Raw genomic sequence first — 14,007 nt, 5'->3', positions numbered from 1 at the left:
GCCTCACCGGACCGGCGGCCCGCGGAACGTCGTACGGTAGGCGCTCGGCGAGACGCCCAGCGCCTCCTGGAAGTGGCGCCGCAGGTTGGCCGCCGACCCGAGCCCGGTCCGCTCGGCCACCTGCTCGACGGCCAGGTCGGAATCCTCCAGCAACTCCCGTGCCAGCTCGACGCGTTGCTGGTTCAGCCAGGTCATCGGCGTGGTGCCGACCTCCTCACGGAAGCGCCGGTTGAAGTTCCGTACGCTCATGGCCTCCCGGGCCGCCAACTGCCCGAGTGTGATCGGGTCCTGGAGCCGCCGCAGGGCCCACGCGCGGGCGGCCGAGGTGCCGGACGCAGCGGGTGGCGGCACGGGCCGCCGGATGTACTGGACCTGCCCGCCCTCGCGATGAGGCGGTACGACGGTCCGCCGCGCCACATCGCCCGCGACGGCCGTCCCGTGGTCGCGCCGGATCATGTGCAGGCAGAGATCGATGCCGGCCGCGCACCCCGCCGAGGTCAGGACGCTGCCTCCGTCCGTGTAGAGCACGTCCGGATCCAGCTCGATCCGGGGGAACAGCCGGGCGAAGAGGTCCGTGTAGCGCCAGTGCGTGGTCGCGGTGTGCCCGTCGAGCAGTCCGGCGGAGGCCAGTACGAAGGCGCCGGTGCAGATGGAGGCGGTCCGGGTGCCGGGCCGGATGAGGGCGAAGGCCTCGGCGAGGGGAGCCGTGAGCGCCGGGGTGTCCTGCGCATAGTCCTCGTACGACGACAGCACGATCACCGTGTCGGCCTCGGCCAGCGCCTCCGGCCCGTGCCGGACCGCCACCGTGAAGTCCCCGTCCGTGCCCACGTCCCCCGCCGCCAGGGAGCAGGTGGCGACCTCGTACAGCGGCTTCCCGTCCACCGTGCCACCCGCTCTGGCCTGGCCGAACAGCTGATGCACGATTCCCAGCTCGATGGGGAGCAGGACAGCGCGCGCGAGGACGGCGACGCGGTGCCGTCCGGGGTGGGTGAAGACCGTGGGCATGGCCATATTCTTGCGCACCTGGTCCATCTGGACACTCGCAGCGGTGGGCCACCGGTCGCCAGGCTGACCTCATGGCCCCTGCGACCACGAAACAGAGCACGAAACAGCCCACGAAGCGGACCACGGAACAGACCAAGGACCGGACCACGGAACAGGCCAAGGACCGGACCACGGAACAGGCCAAGGACCGGACCACGGACCAGCCCACCGCACCGGCCCCCCGCCTCCACCGCGCCTGGCTGACCGCCGCCGTCGCCGGCGCGGCCATCGTCACCGCCGGGGCGTTCACGACCGTGCCCGGGCTGCTGGTGACGCCCCTGGGCGAGGAGTTCGCCTGGAACCGGGGCCAGGTCGCGCTCGCCGCCTCCGGCAACATGGTCCTGTTCGGCCTCACCGCCCCCTTCGCGGCCGCCCTGATGGACCGGGTGGGCGTCCGCCGGGTGGTCGGCGGCGCGCTGCTGCTCGTCTCGGCGGGCGCCGTGCTCACCGCCTTCATGACCCGTCCCTGGCAACTGGTGGCGTACTGGGGTGTGTTGATCGGCCTCGGCAGCGGTTGCCTGACCATGACGTTCGCGGCCGGCGTCACCGCCCGCTGGTTCGACCGGCGCCGGGGTCTGGTGACCGGGGCGCTCAGCTCCTCCAGCCACCTGGGCCAGTTGCTCTTCCTGCCGCTGCTGGCGGGGTCCGTGGAGCGCCACGGCTGGCGGCCCCCGGTGGTGACCCTGGCGCTGGTGGCGCTCGCCGTCGCCGCCCTGGTGTTCCTGGCGCTGCGCGACCACCCGGCCGATGTCGGCGTAAAGCCTTACGGAGCAAGGGAGTTCACCCCCGCGCCGCCCCCATCTCCCGGTGCCGCGACCCGTACGCTGAAGGTGCTGGCCGGTGCCCTGCGCACCCGCCCGTTCTGGCTGCTGGCCGGGATGTTCGTGCTCTGCGGAGTGTCCACCAACGGCATCATGTGGTCCAACTGGGCCCCGGCGGCGCACGATCACGGGATGCGGGTGACGGCGGCGGCCTCGCTGCTCTCCCTGATCGGCGTCTTCTCCGCCCTCGGCGCGCTCCTCTCCGGCTGGCTGACCGACCGCTTCGACCCGCGCCGTCTGCTGACCGTCTGCTTCGCTCTCCGGGCGCTCACCCTGCTGGCTCTGCCCGCGCTGTTCTCCTCCGCGGTGACGGCCCCGATGCTCCTCTTCGTGTTCGTCTACGGCCTGGTCGACGTGGCGACCGTGCCGCCGGTCATCGAGCTCTGCCGCCGCGCATACGGGACCGACGGCCCCATCGTCTTCGGCTGGGCCAACGCCGCCCACCAACTGGGTGCGGGGGCCTCGGCCTTCCTCGGAGCGACGGCACGGGACGTGTTCGGTACGTACGACGTGGTGTGGGTGGCCCTGAGCGCCGGGTGCCTGGTGGCGGCGCTGCTGGCCCCGGCCGTACGGGCTACCCTAGTCAAAGTTGAATAGGAGCCCCGGGAGCGGTCGGCCCCCGGGACGGGATGGATGGGTGCCATGTCCGCGATCCGGCTGCTGGTCCTCGGCGCTGTGCGCATGCACGGCCGCGCGCACGGCTATCAGGTCCGCAACGACCTGGAGTACTGGGGCGCCCACGAGTGGTCCAACGCCAAGCCCGGGTCGATCTACCACGCCCTGAAGCAGATGGCGAAGCAGGGGCTTCTCCTCGCGCATGAGACGGCCCCCTCCACGGCCGGCGGCCCGCCGCGTACCGAGTACGAGGTCACGGAGGAGGGGCTCGCGGAGTACCGCACCCTGCTGCGCGACGCCATCCGCTCCTACGACCAGAACCTCGACGTCCTCTCGGCGGCCATCGGGTTCATCGTCGACCTGCCCCGCGACGAGGCGATCGAGCTGCTCAAGGAGCGGGTGGAGGGGATGAAGGAGTGGCGGGACTCGGTCACCGAGTACTACACGCCCGAGGAGGGCCCCGAATCCCTCGGCCACATCGGCGAGATCATGAACCTGTGGGTGCACTCGGCCGACGCGGGCGCGGAGTGGACCCGGGGGCTGATCGAGCGGATCGAGGGCGGAGCGTACACCTTCGCGGGCGAGGGGGACCCGTTCGTCGGCGTACTCGCCGAGGGCGAGGAGAACCCCTACGCGACGGGTGTCCCCGACCCCGGGGACAACGGCTAATCAAGTTTGACGAATGGGCGGACCGGGTTTACCTTCGAGCTGCTAGTCAAGTTTGACTACAAGGCGGCAACCGAAGGATGGCGGGGAACGTGACCGAAGCGATCGTCCTGGACGGCGTGCACAAGAGGTACGGGGAGAAACGCGCCCTCGACGGGCTGGACCTCACGGTCGGAGCCGGCACCGTCCACGCGGTGCTCGGCCCCAACGGGGCGGGCAAGACCACCGCCGTACGGATCATGTCGACGCTGCTGCGCCCCGACGCGGGCCGGGTCACCGTGGCCGGGCTCGACGTCCGCGAGCGGGCCTCCGGCGTACGGCGGCGGATCGGGCTGCTCGGGCAGCACGCTGCGGTGGACGAGCAGCTCGGCGGCCGGCAGAACCTGGAGATGTTCGGGCGGCTGTACCACCTGGGCGCACGCCGGGCGGGCACCCGGGCCGACGAACTCCTGGAGCGGTTCGGGCTCGCGGACACCGGGCGCAAGGCGGTCAAGCAGTACAGCGGCGGGATGCGCAGACGGCTCGACCTGGCCGCCTCGCTGATCACCGAACCGGCCGTGCTCTTCCTGGACGAGCCCACGACCGGCCTGGATCCGCGCGGCCGGGCCGAGGTCTGGGGCGCCGTACGGTCCCTGGTCGGCGGCGGCACCACCGTCCTGCTGACCACGCAGTATCTGGAGGAGGCGGACCAGCTGGCCGACCGGATCTCCCTCATCGACGAGGGCAGGGTCGCCGCCGAAGGCACGTCCGACCAGCTCAAGGCGCTCGTCGGCGGCGACCGGATCGACATCGTCCTGCGCGACGCGGCCCGCCTGGCGGAGGCGGCCAGGCTGCTGGGCTCCCCGGACGCCCTCCGCGACCCGGACCGCCGCCTCATCAGCGCCCCCGCCCCGGACCGGATGGCGGCGCTGACGTGGGCGGTCCGGGCGCTTCAGGAGGCGGGCATCGAGGCGGAGGACATCGCGGTGCGCCGCCCGACGCTGGACGAGGTGTTCCTGTCGCTGACCGGGCGGCCCTCCGGCGAACAGCCGGTACGCGAGACGGAGGCGGCGGCATGACCACGACCACACGCACGGAACACGGCACCGGCACCGGCACGGAACACGGCACCGGCCCCTCCCGCCTCACCTGGGCCCTGACCGACTCCTGGACGATGACCCGCCGCGAACTCGCCCACTGGGCCCGGCAGCCCGTCGCGGTGGTCGTGGGCCTGGCCTTCCCGGTGATGCTGCTCCTGATGTTCACGTACCTGGTCGGCGGCGGCCGGGACGTGGCGGGCGACCCCACCGAGTACCTGGTCCCCGGGATGCTCGCGCTGACCATGGCCTTCGGCCTGGAGAGCACGATGCTCGCGGTCACCCAGGACCTCGGCAAGGGCGTCATCGACCGGTTCCGCTCGCTGCCGATGGTCCCGGGCGCGGTCCTGGTGGGCCGCAGCGCCGCGGACATGCTCCAGTCCGTGGCGGCTCTCGCGGTGATGGCCGGGGTCGGCTACGCGGTCGGCTGGCGCTGGCACAACGGGGTGGCGGCCGCGCTCGGCGCGGTGGGGCTGCTGCTCCTGCTCCGGTTCGCGATGCTCTGGGCCGGCATCCACCTGGCCATGGTGGCGGGGCGGCCCGAGCTGGTGCAGGCGGTCCAGATCCTGGTCTGGCCGGTCGGCTTCCTCTCCAACGTGTTCGCCTCCCCGGCGTCGATGCCGGGCTGGCTGGGCACGGTGGTCGAGTGGAACCCGATGTCCGCCACCGCCACCGCCGTACGGGAGCTGTTCGGCAACCCGGGCGGCGCCACCGGCTCCTGGGCCGCCGAACACGCCCAACTCCTGGCGGTCCTCTGGCCGGTGGTGATCATGGCGGTGTTCTTCCCGCTGGCGGTGGGGAAGTTCGCGCGGCTGAGCCGCTAGAAGTCCCTAGTGGTGGAACGCCGTCGCGACCCCCCGGTCATGGCTCAACGGATGCTTCTGCGCCCGCAGTTCGGGCAGCAGCAGCTTCAGGTCCTCGATCAGCAGGGCGGCGAGGTCGGAGGAGAACCCGTTGCGGCACACCACCCGCAGCACCGACAGGTCCTGCCGGTTGGCGGGGAACGTGTAGGCCGGGACCAGCCAGCCGTGCTCCCGCAGCCGGCGGGAGACGTCGAACACGTCGTACGCGTGGACGTCCGGGTTCGTCGTGAAGGCGAAGACCGGCAACTCGTCGCCCCGGGTGAGGAGCCGGAAGTCGCCCAGCTCCTCCACCTCCCGGGCCAGCCCGCAGGCCACGTCCCGGGACGCCTGCTGGACCGCCCGGTAGCCGTCGTGCCCGAGGCGCAGGAACGTGTAGTACTGCGCGACCACCTGCGCCCCGGGCCGGGAGAAGTTCAGCGCGAAGGTCGGCATGTCGCCGCCCAGGTAGTTGACCCGGAAGACGAGCTCCTCCGGCAGCTCGTCCGCCGTACGCCACAGCGCCCAGCCGACCCCGGGGTAGACCAGCCCGTACTTGTGGCCCGAGGTGTTGATCGAGGACACCCTCGGCAGCCGGAAGTCCCACACCAGATCGGGGTCGAGGAAGGGCGCCACCATCGCACCGGACGCGCCGTCGACATGGACGGGGATGTCGAGGCCGGTGCGCTCCTGGAGGGCGTCCAGGGCCGCGCAGAGGTCGGCGATGGGCTCGTAGGAACCGTCGAAGGTGGAGCCGAGGATGCCGACGACCCCGATCGTGTTCTCGTCGCAGAGCTCGGCGGCGGCCTGCGGGTCGAGGTGGAAGCGCTCGCCGTCCATCGGGACCTGCCGGGCCTCCACCTCCCAGAAGTTGCAGAACTTCTCCCAGCAGACCTGCACATTGACGCCCATCACCAGATTGGGCCGGGCGGTCGCCGGATAGCGGTCCGCGTTCCGCCTGGCCCAGCGGCGCTTCAGGGCGAGTCCGGCCAGCATGCACGCCTCACTCGACCCGGTGGTCGAACACCCCACGGCGGTCGAGGGATCGGGCGCGTTCCACAGGTCGGCGAGCATCGCCACACAGCGCCGCTCCAGTTCGGCGGTGCGCGGGTACTCGTCCTTGTCGATCATGTTCTTGTCCTGGCACTCACCCATCAGCACCCCGGCCTGCGGCTCCATCCAGGTGGTGACGAAGGTGGCCAGGTTGAGCCGGGAGTTGCCGTCCAGCATCAGCTCGTCATGGACCAGCCGGTACGCGGTCAGCGGCGGCATCGGCCCGTCGGGGAGCCGGTGCCGGGGCGGCGCGGTGTTCATCGCGGCCGTCGGATCGGCCTCGCCGAAGAAGGGGTTGAGGGCGAGCCTGCGCCGCTCCTCGGAGTGTTCGTCCCGCTGCGGGTGGGCGCCTCGGTGAAGCGGCATGGGGGGAGTCCTCTTCCTCAGCTCTCGGCTTCTGCGGCTCTCGGTCTCTCAGCTCGCGGCGTCTGGAGCTCACGGGTCTCTCAGCTCTCGGCGGCGAGCCCGGCCTTCAGCGCCCGGGTGAACTTCACGACCCGCTCGGCCTGCACCCGGGCGGCGGTCAGGGTCACGTCGCCGATCGGCAGGTCGCCCTGCCCGGACACGTGCGAGGTGCCGTACGGGTTGCCGTCGACGAACTTCGACGGGTCGGTGTACCCGGGGGTGACGAGGATGCCGCCGAAGTGGTGGATCGTGTTGTAGAGCGCGAGCAGCGTGGACTCCTGGCCGCCGTGGGCGGTGGCGCTGGCGGTGAAGCCGCTGTAGACCTTGTCGGCCAGCTGCCCGGACTGCCAGAGCCCGCCCAGGGTGTCGATGAACTGCTTGAGCTGCGCGGTGATGTTCCCGTACCGGGTCGGCGAACCGAAGATCACCGCGTCCGCCCACACCATGTCGTCCGGCGAGACCTCGGGGATGTCGGCCGTCGCCTCGATGTTGGCGGCCCACGCCGGGTTGGAGTCGATGGCGGACTGCGGGGCGAGTTCGGCCGCCCGGCGCAACCGCACCTGCGCGCCCGCCCGCTCCGCGTCCTCGGCGATGGCCCGGGCGAGGGTGGTGATCGTGCCGGTGGACGAGTAGTAGATGACGGCGACGTTGACGGGCGTGGACATGCGGGGACCTCCGTCGGGACAGCATCAGGGCGAACCGGTGCGTAGCGGTACGAAGCTGACGATACGGATATCCGCCGCACCCGGCGCGCCGGACGCCCCCGCCCTGTGCCCCTGGGGCTTCCCCCTCACCGCAGCGCCTTGCCCTCCCCGTCCAGCTGCATCTGCGCCCGCCCGGTCACCAGCAGCCAGGCGGGCAGGGTGGCGGCGCACAGCAGCGGCAGGACGGACGCGTCGCTGACCAGCACCGCCGCCGTGAACAGGCTCACCCACCCCTGCCGGGTGACGGCGAGCAGCACGCCCAGCACCGCGCAGGAGACCGCGAGCGCCGGCGGCACGGCGTCGACCAGGGCGTGGGCGCAGAGGCCGAGTGCCACCCCCGCGAAGACCGCCGGGAAGATCCGCCCGCCCCGGAACCCGCACGTCGCCGCGATCACCAGGGCGGCCATCTTCACCACCGCCATCACCGCGAACTCCCCGGCCGACCACCCGTCCGGGTCCGCGGCGATCTCCTTCACCTCGTCCAGCCCCTTGAAGAGGGTCAGATGGCCGCCCAGCGCCCCGAGCAGCCCCAGCACCAGCCCACCGGCGGTCAGGGCGAGCACCGGGTACCGCAACGCGTGGAAGGCCCGGTGCGCCACCGGGAACGCGTACACCGCCACCATGCCGAGGAGCGCGCCCGCCGAGGCGATGAGGAGGGCGGAGAGCAGGTCGCCCCAGTGCGGTCCGGCGTACGCGGGGAGCGAGAGGTCGAAGCTGGGCTCCGCGATCAGCGACATGGTCAGCGCCCCCGCCGTACCGGCCGCGAGCGGCGCGAACAACCGGTCCCAGAACGCCCCGGGCCCCGGTTGCGAGGCCAGCGACTCGGAGAGGATCAGCGCGGCGGCGATCGGGGTGCCGAAGAGGGCGCCGATCGTCCCGGCGGCGGCGAGCGCCACCCAGAGCTCGGCCGGCGCACCCGGCGCGGCGCGGCGGCCCAGCCAGTAGGCGAGGGCGATGTTGGCCGCGGTGATCGGGTTCTCCGGCCCGAGGCTCACCCCGCCCGCCAGCGCCAGCACGGTCACCAGGAGCAGCCCGGGGACGACGCCCGGCCGCATCGGGGCGTCGACCAGCCCGGTGGTGGCCGGGTCGGGCCCGCCGTGACCGGGCACGGCCCGCAGGACCAGGCCCACCGCGAGGCCGGTCGCGGTGAGCATGACGATCATCCAGAGCGAGGAGAACCGCCCCACGCCGAGCGCGTCGGGAAGGGTCTCCCAGAGCACGTCCTGGAGCCGTTCCGCCAGGAGGCTGACCCCGAGCAGGATCAGCGCGCAGACGATGCCGACGGCGATCGCGGGCAGCACGAGCGGCAGGAGCCGCCGGGCGGGGGCGGCCGGGGGGTGGGGGTGCGCAGGCGCGGGAGATTCGGGGGCCACCGCCCCACCCTAGAGCGACGAAACGCCTGAACCGCCCTAATTAGGGCTCCAGCGGAACCGCGCCTCACCGCTCCGGCAGAACCACACCTCCCCCGAGTCACGCCTTGCTGATCACCGCCGCCGTCCCGTACGCGCAGACCTCCGTCCCCACATCCGCCGCCTCCGACACGTCGAACCGCATCATCAGGACCGCGTTGGCGCCCCGCGCCCGGGCCTGCTCCACCAGCCGCTCCATGGCCTGGTTACGCGTCTCGACCAGGGTCTTGGTCAGCCCCTTCAGCTCGCCGCCGATCATCGACTTCAGCCCCGCGCCGATCTGGCTGCCGAGGTGACGGGACCGAACGGTCAGTCCGAAGACCTCACCGATGACCTGCCTCACCTGGTAGCCCGGTACGTCATTGGTGGTGACGACCAGCACATCCGCCTGGGCGGTCTGACCGCCGCCGAAATCCTCAATGCCCATGTCTGTGGCACCTCCTGGGTCCAGCCTCACCCCGCTCCGAGGGATGCGCATTTTCCGCTGTCCGCCACTGGAACCAAGGGCGTTCACCGGGCGTTGATAGCTTGGGGCGGCCTACAGAGCCCCCATCGCACACATCCTGGAGCCCGGACCCTTGAATACGCTTGCGCTCGGCCCGAGCTGGCTGGACCCGGACTATCTGCTCAATACGTTCGGCCTCCCCGGCCTTCTTCTCATCGTCTTCGCCGAGTCCGGACTCCTGATCGGCTTCTTCCTGCCCGGCGACTCCCTGCTGTTCACCACAGGGCTGCTGGTGACCACGGGACAGTTGAAGTACCCGCTCTGGCTCGTCTGCACGCTGATCGCCGTCGCCGCGATCGTCGGCGACCAGGTGGGCTATCTCTTCGGCCGCAAGGTCGGCCCGGCCCTCTTCAAGCGCCCGGACTCCCGCCTCTTCAAGCAGGAGAACGTCGAGAAGGCCCACGAATTCTTCGAGAAGCACGGCCCGAAGTCGCTGGTCCTGGCGCGGTTCGTGCCCATCGTGCGCACGTTCACGCCGATCATCGCGGGCGTCAGCCGGATGAACTACCGCCTGTTCGTCATCTACAACGTCGTCGGCGCCATCCTCTGGGGTGTCGGCGTCACCGTGCTCGGCGCCATGCTCGGCAAGATCGACTTCGTGCACGAGCACATCGAGAAGATCCTCGTCCTGATCGTGCTGATCTCCGTGGTGCCGATCGTGGTCGAGGTCCTGCGCGCCCGCAGCCAGGGCAAGAAGGCCGCCGCCGCCGAGGCACTGGGCACCCCCGACGGCCCGCCGGCCCCCCCGGCCACCGGCCGCGGCCGCCACGCCAAGCGCTGACCCGTCCCCGTACGTACGCCTGCGTACGCGTACGAAAGCGCCCCTCCCCGAACCTGCGGGGAGGGGCGCTTTCCGTAGGCCGGCGCTTTCCGTAGGCCGGGGCTCTCCGTGGACCGGGCCTAGAACCCCCTGGTCCGCTTCGCCGCCCGGCGGCTCGCCCCGCCGACCGCGCCCGGCACCCCCATGAACAGCCGTGAGATCTCGCTCCCCAGGTTCACCCCGATCGCGATGGCCAGCGCCGTCGCGACCGCCGTGGACAGCGAGGCGAGCCCGGTGTCCAGCTCGTTCTGCGCCACGCCCAGCAGACCGAAGTACGTCGCCGAACCGGGCAGCAGCGGCCCGATCGCCGCCGTGATGTACGGCAGCGAGGAGGTGAACCGGTAGCGCGAGAACAGCTGGCCGAACAGCCCCACCAGACCGGCCGCCACCGCCGTCGCCGCGACCGGCGAGATGCCCCCGGTCCGGGCCATCGCCGCGAAGATGATCCAGGCGACACCACCGTTCAGGGTGACCGCCAGCACGGTCGACCGCTCCTGCTGGAGCAGCACCGCGAAGGCCAGGCTCAACGCCATCGAGGCCAGGATCTGCACCACCGGCTCGTCGTACGCCACGAACCGGGCCTCGGGATTGAGCTGCGCCCCCAGCTGCAGCCCCAGGTACAGCACGATCAGCACGCCCGCGACGATCCCGATGAAGAAGTACATGACTTCGAGCAGGCGGGCGGAGGCGGTGATGTAGTAGCCGGTCAGACCGTCCTGCACGCCCGCCACCAGCGCCCGCCCCGGCAGCAGCGCGAACAGCCCACCGGTGATCACCGCGGACGGCCGGATGTCCGTCGAATGGGTCAGCGTCAGCGCCACCCCCATCGCGGCGGGCGGCATCGCGGCCACCGTGAACTGGTAGAACTCCGGCAGCCCGCGCCCGGCGCACAGCCACGCCAGCCGGTCGCCGAGCATCGCGCCCGCCGCCGCCACGATGAAGACCAGCACCCCACCGCCGACCAGCACGGAGGCGGAGCCGGCCAGCAGCCCGGCGGCCGCCGTCAGCACCCAGCCCGGGTACGGGTGCCGGTTACGCCGGATCTCCGCGAGGCGCCGGTAGGCCTCCTCCAGGGAGACGTCGGCATCCTCGCTGGTGATGTCGTCGACCAGCCGGAAGACCGCCGCCAGCCGGGTGTAGTCGGTGCCCCGGCGGCGTACGGTACGGCTCGCCGTCACCGGGTCGTCGACCAGCGAGGGCTGGTGCGAGATGGACAGCAGCGTGAAGGTGACCGTCGGTTCGCTGCGGTCCAGGCCGTACGACCGGGTCACCGCGAACATCGCCGCCTCGACGTCCTCGGCGCCCTCGCCGCCCGCCAGCAGCAGCTCCCCGATACGCAGCGTCAGGTCGAGCACGCGCGGTACGGCGGGCCCCGTGTCGTCGTCGGTGCGCTGGATGGACTCCGGGGCCGGGCGCTCGGTCACCGGCATCCGGAGCATCGTGCGCATCCGGTCCTGCCAGGGCGCCTCCTTGGTCAGCCGGACCATCGGAATGCCCTGCGCCGGGGTGAACGCGGGGGGCGCCTGCTGGGCGTTGTACGAGCTCGGCGGGGTGAAAGCGGAACTCAGGGTGTCCGAGTTCGGGCCACCGGTGGAGCCGCCGCCGGAACCGCCCGAGCCGCTCGCCTCGGGGTGCACGCCGGTCGGGATCGCGAACTCCGACGTCGGATGGTCCTCCTCGGGCGGCGACACCGGCTGCATCGTCCCGGCAGGCGGCACGAAAGCGCTCCGTGCCTCGTCGGACTGGGGCTTCTGGTCCTCAGGACCGCCCGATTCCGCCACCACTCGACCTCGCTCCTCCTCGGCTGATCTTCCGGGCGCACGTGTGCCCAGTATGGCCACGGACATGACCCCCGCATGACGAGGCGGTGCGCACAGCGGAACGGGCGGCACACCCGTGAAGGTGTACCGCCCGTTCGCGTACGGCCGTCCGGCTCACAAACGGAACCGGAAGAGGTACGTCAGTGCTTGCCGCCCTGCGCCTCGAGGCGCTTGTACGAGGCCTCGATCTCGGCCTCCGCCTCGGTACGGCCGACCCAGTCGGCGCCCTCGACGGACTTGCCCGGCTCCAGGTCCTTGTAGACCTCGAAGAAGTGCTGGATCTCCAGGCGGTCGAACTCCGACACGTGGTGGATGTCGCGCAGGTGCTCCACCCGCGGGTCCGAGGCCGGGACACACAGCAGCTTGTCGTCGCCGCCGGCCTCGTCCGTCATCCGGAACATGCCGATGGCACGGCACTTGATGAGGCAGCCGGGGAAGGTCGGCTCGTCCAGGATGACCAGCGCGTCCAGCGGGTCGCCGTCCTCGCCGAGGGTGTTCTCGACGAAGCCGTAGTCGGCCGGGTAGCTGGTCGAGGTGAAGAGTCGACGGTCCAGGCGGATCCGACCGGTCTCGTGGTCCACCTCGTACTTGTTCCGCGAACCCTTCGGGATCTCGATGGTGACGTCGAACTCCACGGGTGGCTCCTCCATGATCAACACATACGACTGGTGGTTAAGTGTCCCCCACGCAGAAGAGTGCTCGCGAAAGGGGCTGGTCAACGGTGGCCGAGCCGGTGGAAGAACCGTCGAACCGCCCGTCGGACCCGTGGGGCCGGATCAAGAACCTGAAGAGCAAGCGCAACGGGTCCAACACCTGGCAGGTCGTCGCAGGCTCCGCCGTGCTCGGCCTGGTCGTGGCCACCGGCGCCGTCCTCGCCGCCGGTCCCTGGGACAACGGTCAGCGTAAGGCCGAGCGGCAGCTCGCAGCCGCCGCGGACCACACAGGTGGCGTACATCACGGCCGCAGGCTCCCCGGCGCCCCCGAACCGGCCCCCAGCGCCCCCGCCGTCCTCGGCGCCCTCGACCCCGTCACCCGTTCCGCCCCCCAGGACCCCGCGAGTCTGCGCACCGCCCTCGCCCCGCTCATCGCCGCACCCGAACTCGGCACCCGGGTCGCCGCCTCCGTCGTCGACACCGCCACCGGCAAGCAGCTGTACGGGCGTGGCGCGGCCACCCCGATGACCCCGGCCTCCACCGTCAAGATCGCCACCGCCGCCGCCGCGCTCTCCGCCCTCGGCCCCGACCACCGCATCGCCACCACCGTCCGGCTCTCCGAGGACCACCGCACCCTCACCCTCGTCGGCGGCGGCGACCCCACCCTGACCCCGGCGGCCCTGAAGTCCCTGGCCGCCTCCGCGGCGCGCGCGGTCGAGAAGGCCGACGCCACCGGCGTACGGCTCACCTACGACACCTCCCGCTACACCGGCCCGGAGCGCCACCCCATCGGCAAGAACCCCAACCTCGCGCCCGTCACCGCCCTGATGGTCGACGAGGGCCGGCTCGACGACACCGACCGCGGCCCCGCCACCCGCAGTGAGGACCCGGCCGGCGACGCCGCCCGCGCCTTCGCCGACCGGCTGAAGAAGGCGGGCGTCCAGGTCACCGGCGCGCCCCGCGAGGCCCGCGCGCCCGGCAAGGCCCGTACCGTCGCCACCCACCACTCCGCCCCGCTCGCCGCCCTCGTCGAGCGCACCCTGACCAACAGCGACAACGACATCGCCGAGGCCCTCGCCCGGCAGACCGCCATCGCCAAGGGCGAGAGCGCCGACTTCGCGGGCGCCCGCCGCGCCGTCACCACCGAGCTGGAGAAGCTCCAGGTGCCCACCGCCGGAGCCCGCCTCGCGGACGGCAGCGGACTCGACCGCGAGGGCCGGGTCACCCCGGCCCTCCTCACCACGCTCCTCGCCCGCGCCGCCGACCCCGAGCGGCCCGGACTGCGCCACGTCCTCACCGGCCTCCCTGTCGCCGGCTTCACCGGCACCCTCAGCACCCGCTACCAGGACGGCACCGGCACCACCGGTGCCACCGGCCTGATCCGCGCCAAGACCGGCACCCTCAGCGGCGTCAACGCCCTCTCCGGAACCGTCGTCGACCCTCAGGGCCGGCTCCTCGCCTTCGCCTTCCTCGCCGCCGGCTCCACCGCGCCCGAAGCCGCCGAAGCCGCTCTCGACGCCTTGGCCGCCGCCCTCACCGGACCGGGCGGCTGAGCCCCGTTCCTCGGGAGGTCCTTT

The 14,007-nt window shown here is 72.0% G+C and carries 13 protein-coding genes; 6 read left to right on the top strand and 7 right to left on the bottom strand.

Features of this window, described 5'->3' with window-relative positions:
* Positions 1–3 precede the first annotated feature (3 nt).
* Positions 4–1,011, bottom strand: coding sequence for a GlxA family transcriptional regulator (locus IF17_RS0111735; protein WP_237667096.1), 1,008 nt, complete (start codon positions 1,009–1,011; stop codon positions 4–6).
* Between the two features lie 65 nt (positions 1,012–1,076).
* On the opposite strand from IF17_RS0111735, the gene IF17_RS0111730 reads away from it, so the two are divergent.
* The 4 genes from IF17_RS0111730 to IF17_RS0111715 all read left to right on the top strand — a co-directional run bounded on the left by IF17_RS0111730 (position 1,077) and on the right by IF17_RS0111715 (position 5,046).
* The gene (locus tag IF17_RS0111730) at positions 1,077–2,462 is read left to right on the top strand and encodes an MFS transporter (RefSeq protein WP_244890457.1); all 1,386 of its coding nucleotides are present in this window, start codon (positions 1,077–1,079) and stop codon (positions 2,460–2,462) included.
* A 45-nt stretch (positions 2,463–2,507) separates the two neighbouring features.
* Positions 2,508–3,149, top strand: a complete 642-nt coding sequence (locus IF17_RS0111725; protein ID WP_030564893.1) for a PadR family transcriptional regulator — start codon at positions 2,508–2,510, stop codon at positions 3,147–3,149.
* A gap of 89 nt (positions 3,150–3,238) precedes the next feature.
* Positions 3,239–4,204 carry a daunorubicin resistance protein DrrA family ABC transporter ATP-binding protein gene (locus tag IF17_RS0111720; RefSeq protein WP_030564892.1) on the top strand — a complete coding sequence of 322 codons (966 nt, stop codon included), beginning with the start codon at positions 3,239–3,241 and terminating at the stop codon, positions 4,202–4,204.
* On the top strand, positions 4,201–5,046 hold the full coding sequence (locus IF17_RS0111715) for an ABC transporter permease (RefSeq protein WP_030564891.1): 846 nt from the start codon (positions 4,201–4,203) through the stop codon (positions 5,044–5,046). Before IF17_RS0111720 ends, IF17_RS0111715 begins: the two co-directional genes overlap by 4 nt.
* A gap of 6 nt (positions 5,047–5,052) precedes the next feature.
* On the opposite strand, the gene gad is transcribed toward IF17_RS0111715, so the two are convergent.
* The 4 genes from gad to IF17_RS0111695 all read right to left on the bottom strand — a co-directional run bounded on the left by gad (position 5,053) and on the right by IF17_RS0111695 (position 9,059).
* Positions 5,053–6,480: a glutamate decarboxylase gene (gene gad / locus IF17_RS0111710; protein ID WP_030564890.1), complete on the bottom strand. Its 1,428-nt coding sequence runs from the start codon at positions 6,478–6,480 to the stop codon at positions 5,053–5,055.
* Between the two features lie 80 nt (positions 6,481–6,560).
* Positions 6,561–7,184 carry an NAD(P)H:quinone oxidoreductase gene (gene wrbA / locus IF17_RS0111705; RefSeq protein WP_030564888.1) on the bottom strand — a complete coding sequence of 208 codons (624 nt, stop codon included), beginning with the start codon at positions 7,182–7,184 and terminating at the stop codon, positions 6,561–6,563.
* A gap of 125 nt (positions 7,185–7,309) precedes the next feature.
* The gene (locus tag IF17_RS0111700) at positions 7,310–8,596 is read right to left on the bottom strand and encodes an ion channel protein (protein WP_030564886.1); all 1,287 of its coding nucleotides are present in this window, start codon (positions 8,594–8,596) and stop codon (positions 7,310–7,312) included.
* 97 nt (positions 8,597–8,693) lie between these two features.
* Positions 8,694–9,059, bottom strand: a complete 366-nt coding sequence (locus IF17_RS0111695; RefSeq protein ID WP_030564884.1) for a YbjQ family protein — start codon at positions 9,057–9,059, stop codon at positions 8,694–8,696.
* Between the two features lie 151 nt (positions 9,060–9,210).
* On the opposite strand from IF17_RS0111695, the gene IF17_RS0111690 reads away from it, so the two are divergent.
* Positions 9,211–9,918, top strand: a complete 708-nt coding sequence (locus tag IF17_RS0111690) for a DedA family protein (RefSeq protein WP_030564882.1) — start codon at positions 9,211–9,213, stop codon at positions 9,916–9,918.
* A 119-nt stretch (positions 9,919–10,037) separates the two neighbouring features.
* Here IF17_RS0111690 and IF17_RS0111685 read toward each other — a convergent pair whose 3' ends face one another.
* A complete protein-coding gene (locus IF17_RS0111685; protein WP_030564880.1) occupies positions 10,038–11,741 on the bottom strand; it encodes a threonine/serine exporter family protein in 1,704 nt (567 codons plus the stop codon).
* A gap of 176 nt (positions 11,742–11,917) precedes the next feature.
* A complete protein-coding gene (locus tag IF17_RS0111680) occupies positions 11,918–12,412 on the bottom strand; it encodes an inorganic diphosphatase (RefSeq protein ID WP_018514302.1) in 495 nt (164 codons plus the stop codon).
* 86 nt (positions 12,413–12,498) lie between these two features.
* On the opposite strand from IF17_RS0111680, the gene dacB reads away from it, so the two are divergent.
* Positions 12,499–13,983 (top strand): D-alanyl-D-alanine carboxypeptidase/D-alanyl-D-alanine endopeptidase, encoded by a 1,485-nt coding sequence (gene dacB / locus IF17_RS0111675; RefSeq protein ID WP_030564879.1) that lies wholly within the window; start codon positions 12,499–12,501, stop codon positions 13,981–13,983.
* Positions 13,984–14,007 lie beyond the last annotated feature (24 nt).

It is taken from the genome of Streptomyces cyaneofuscatus (assembly GCF_000718135.1).
GTDB lineage: Bacteria > Actinomycetota > Actinomycetes > Streptomycetales > Streptomycetaceae > Streptomyces > Streptomyces cyaneofuscatus.
This window is presented reverse-complemented; position numbering and strand designations above follow the sequence as displayed.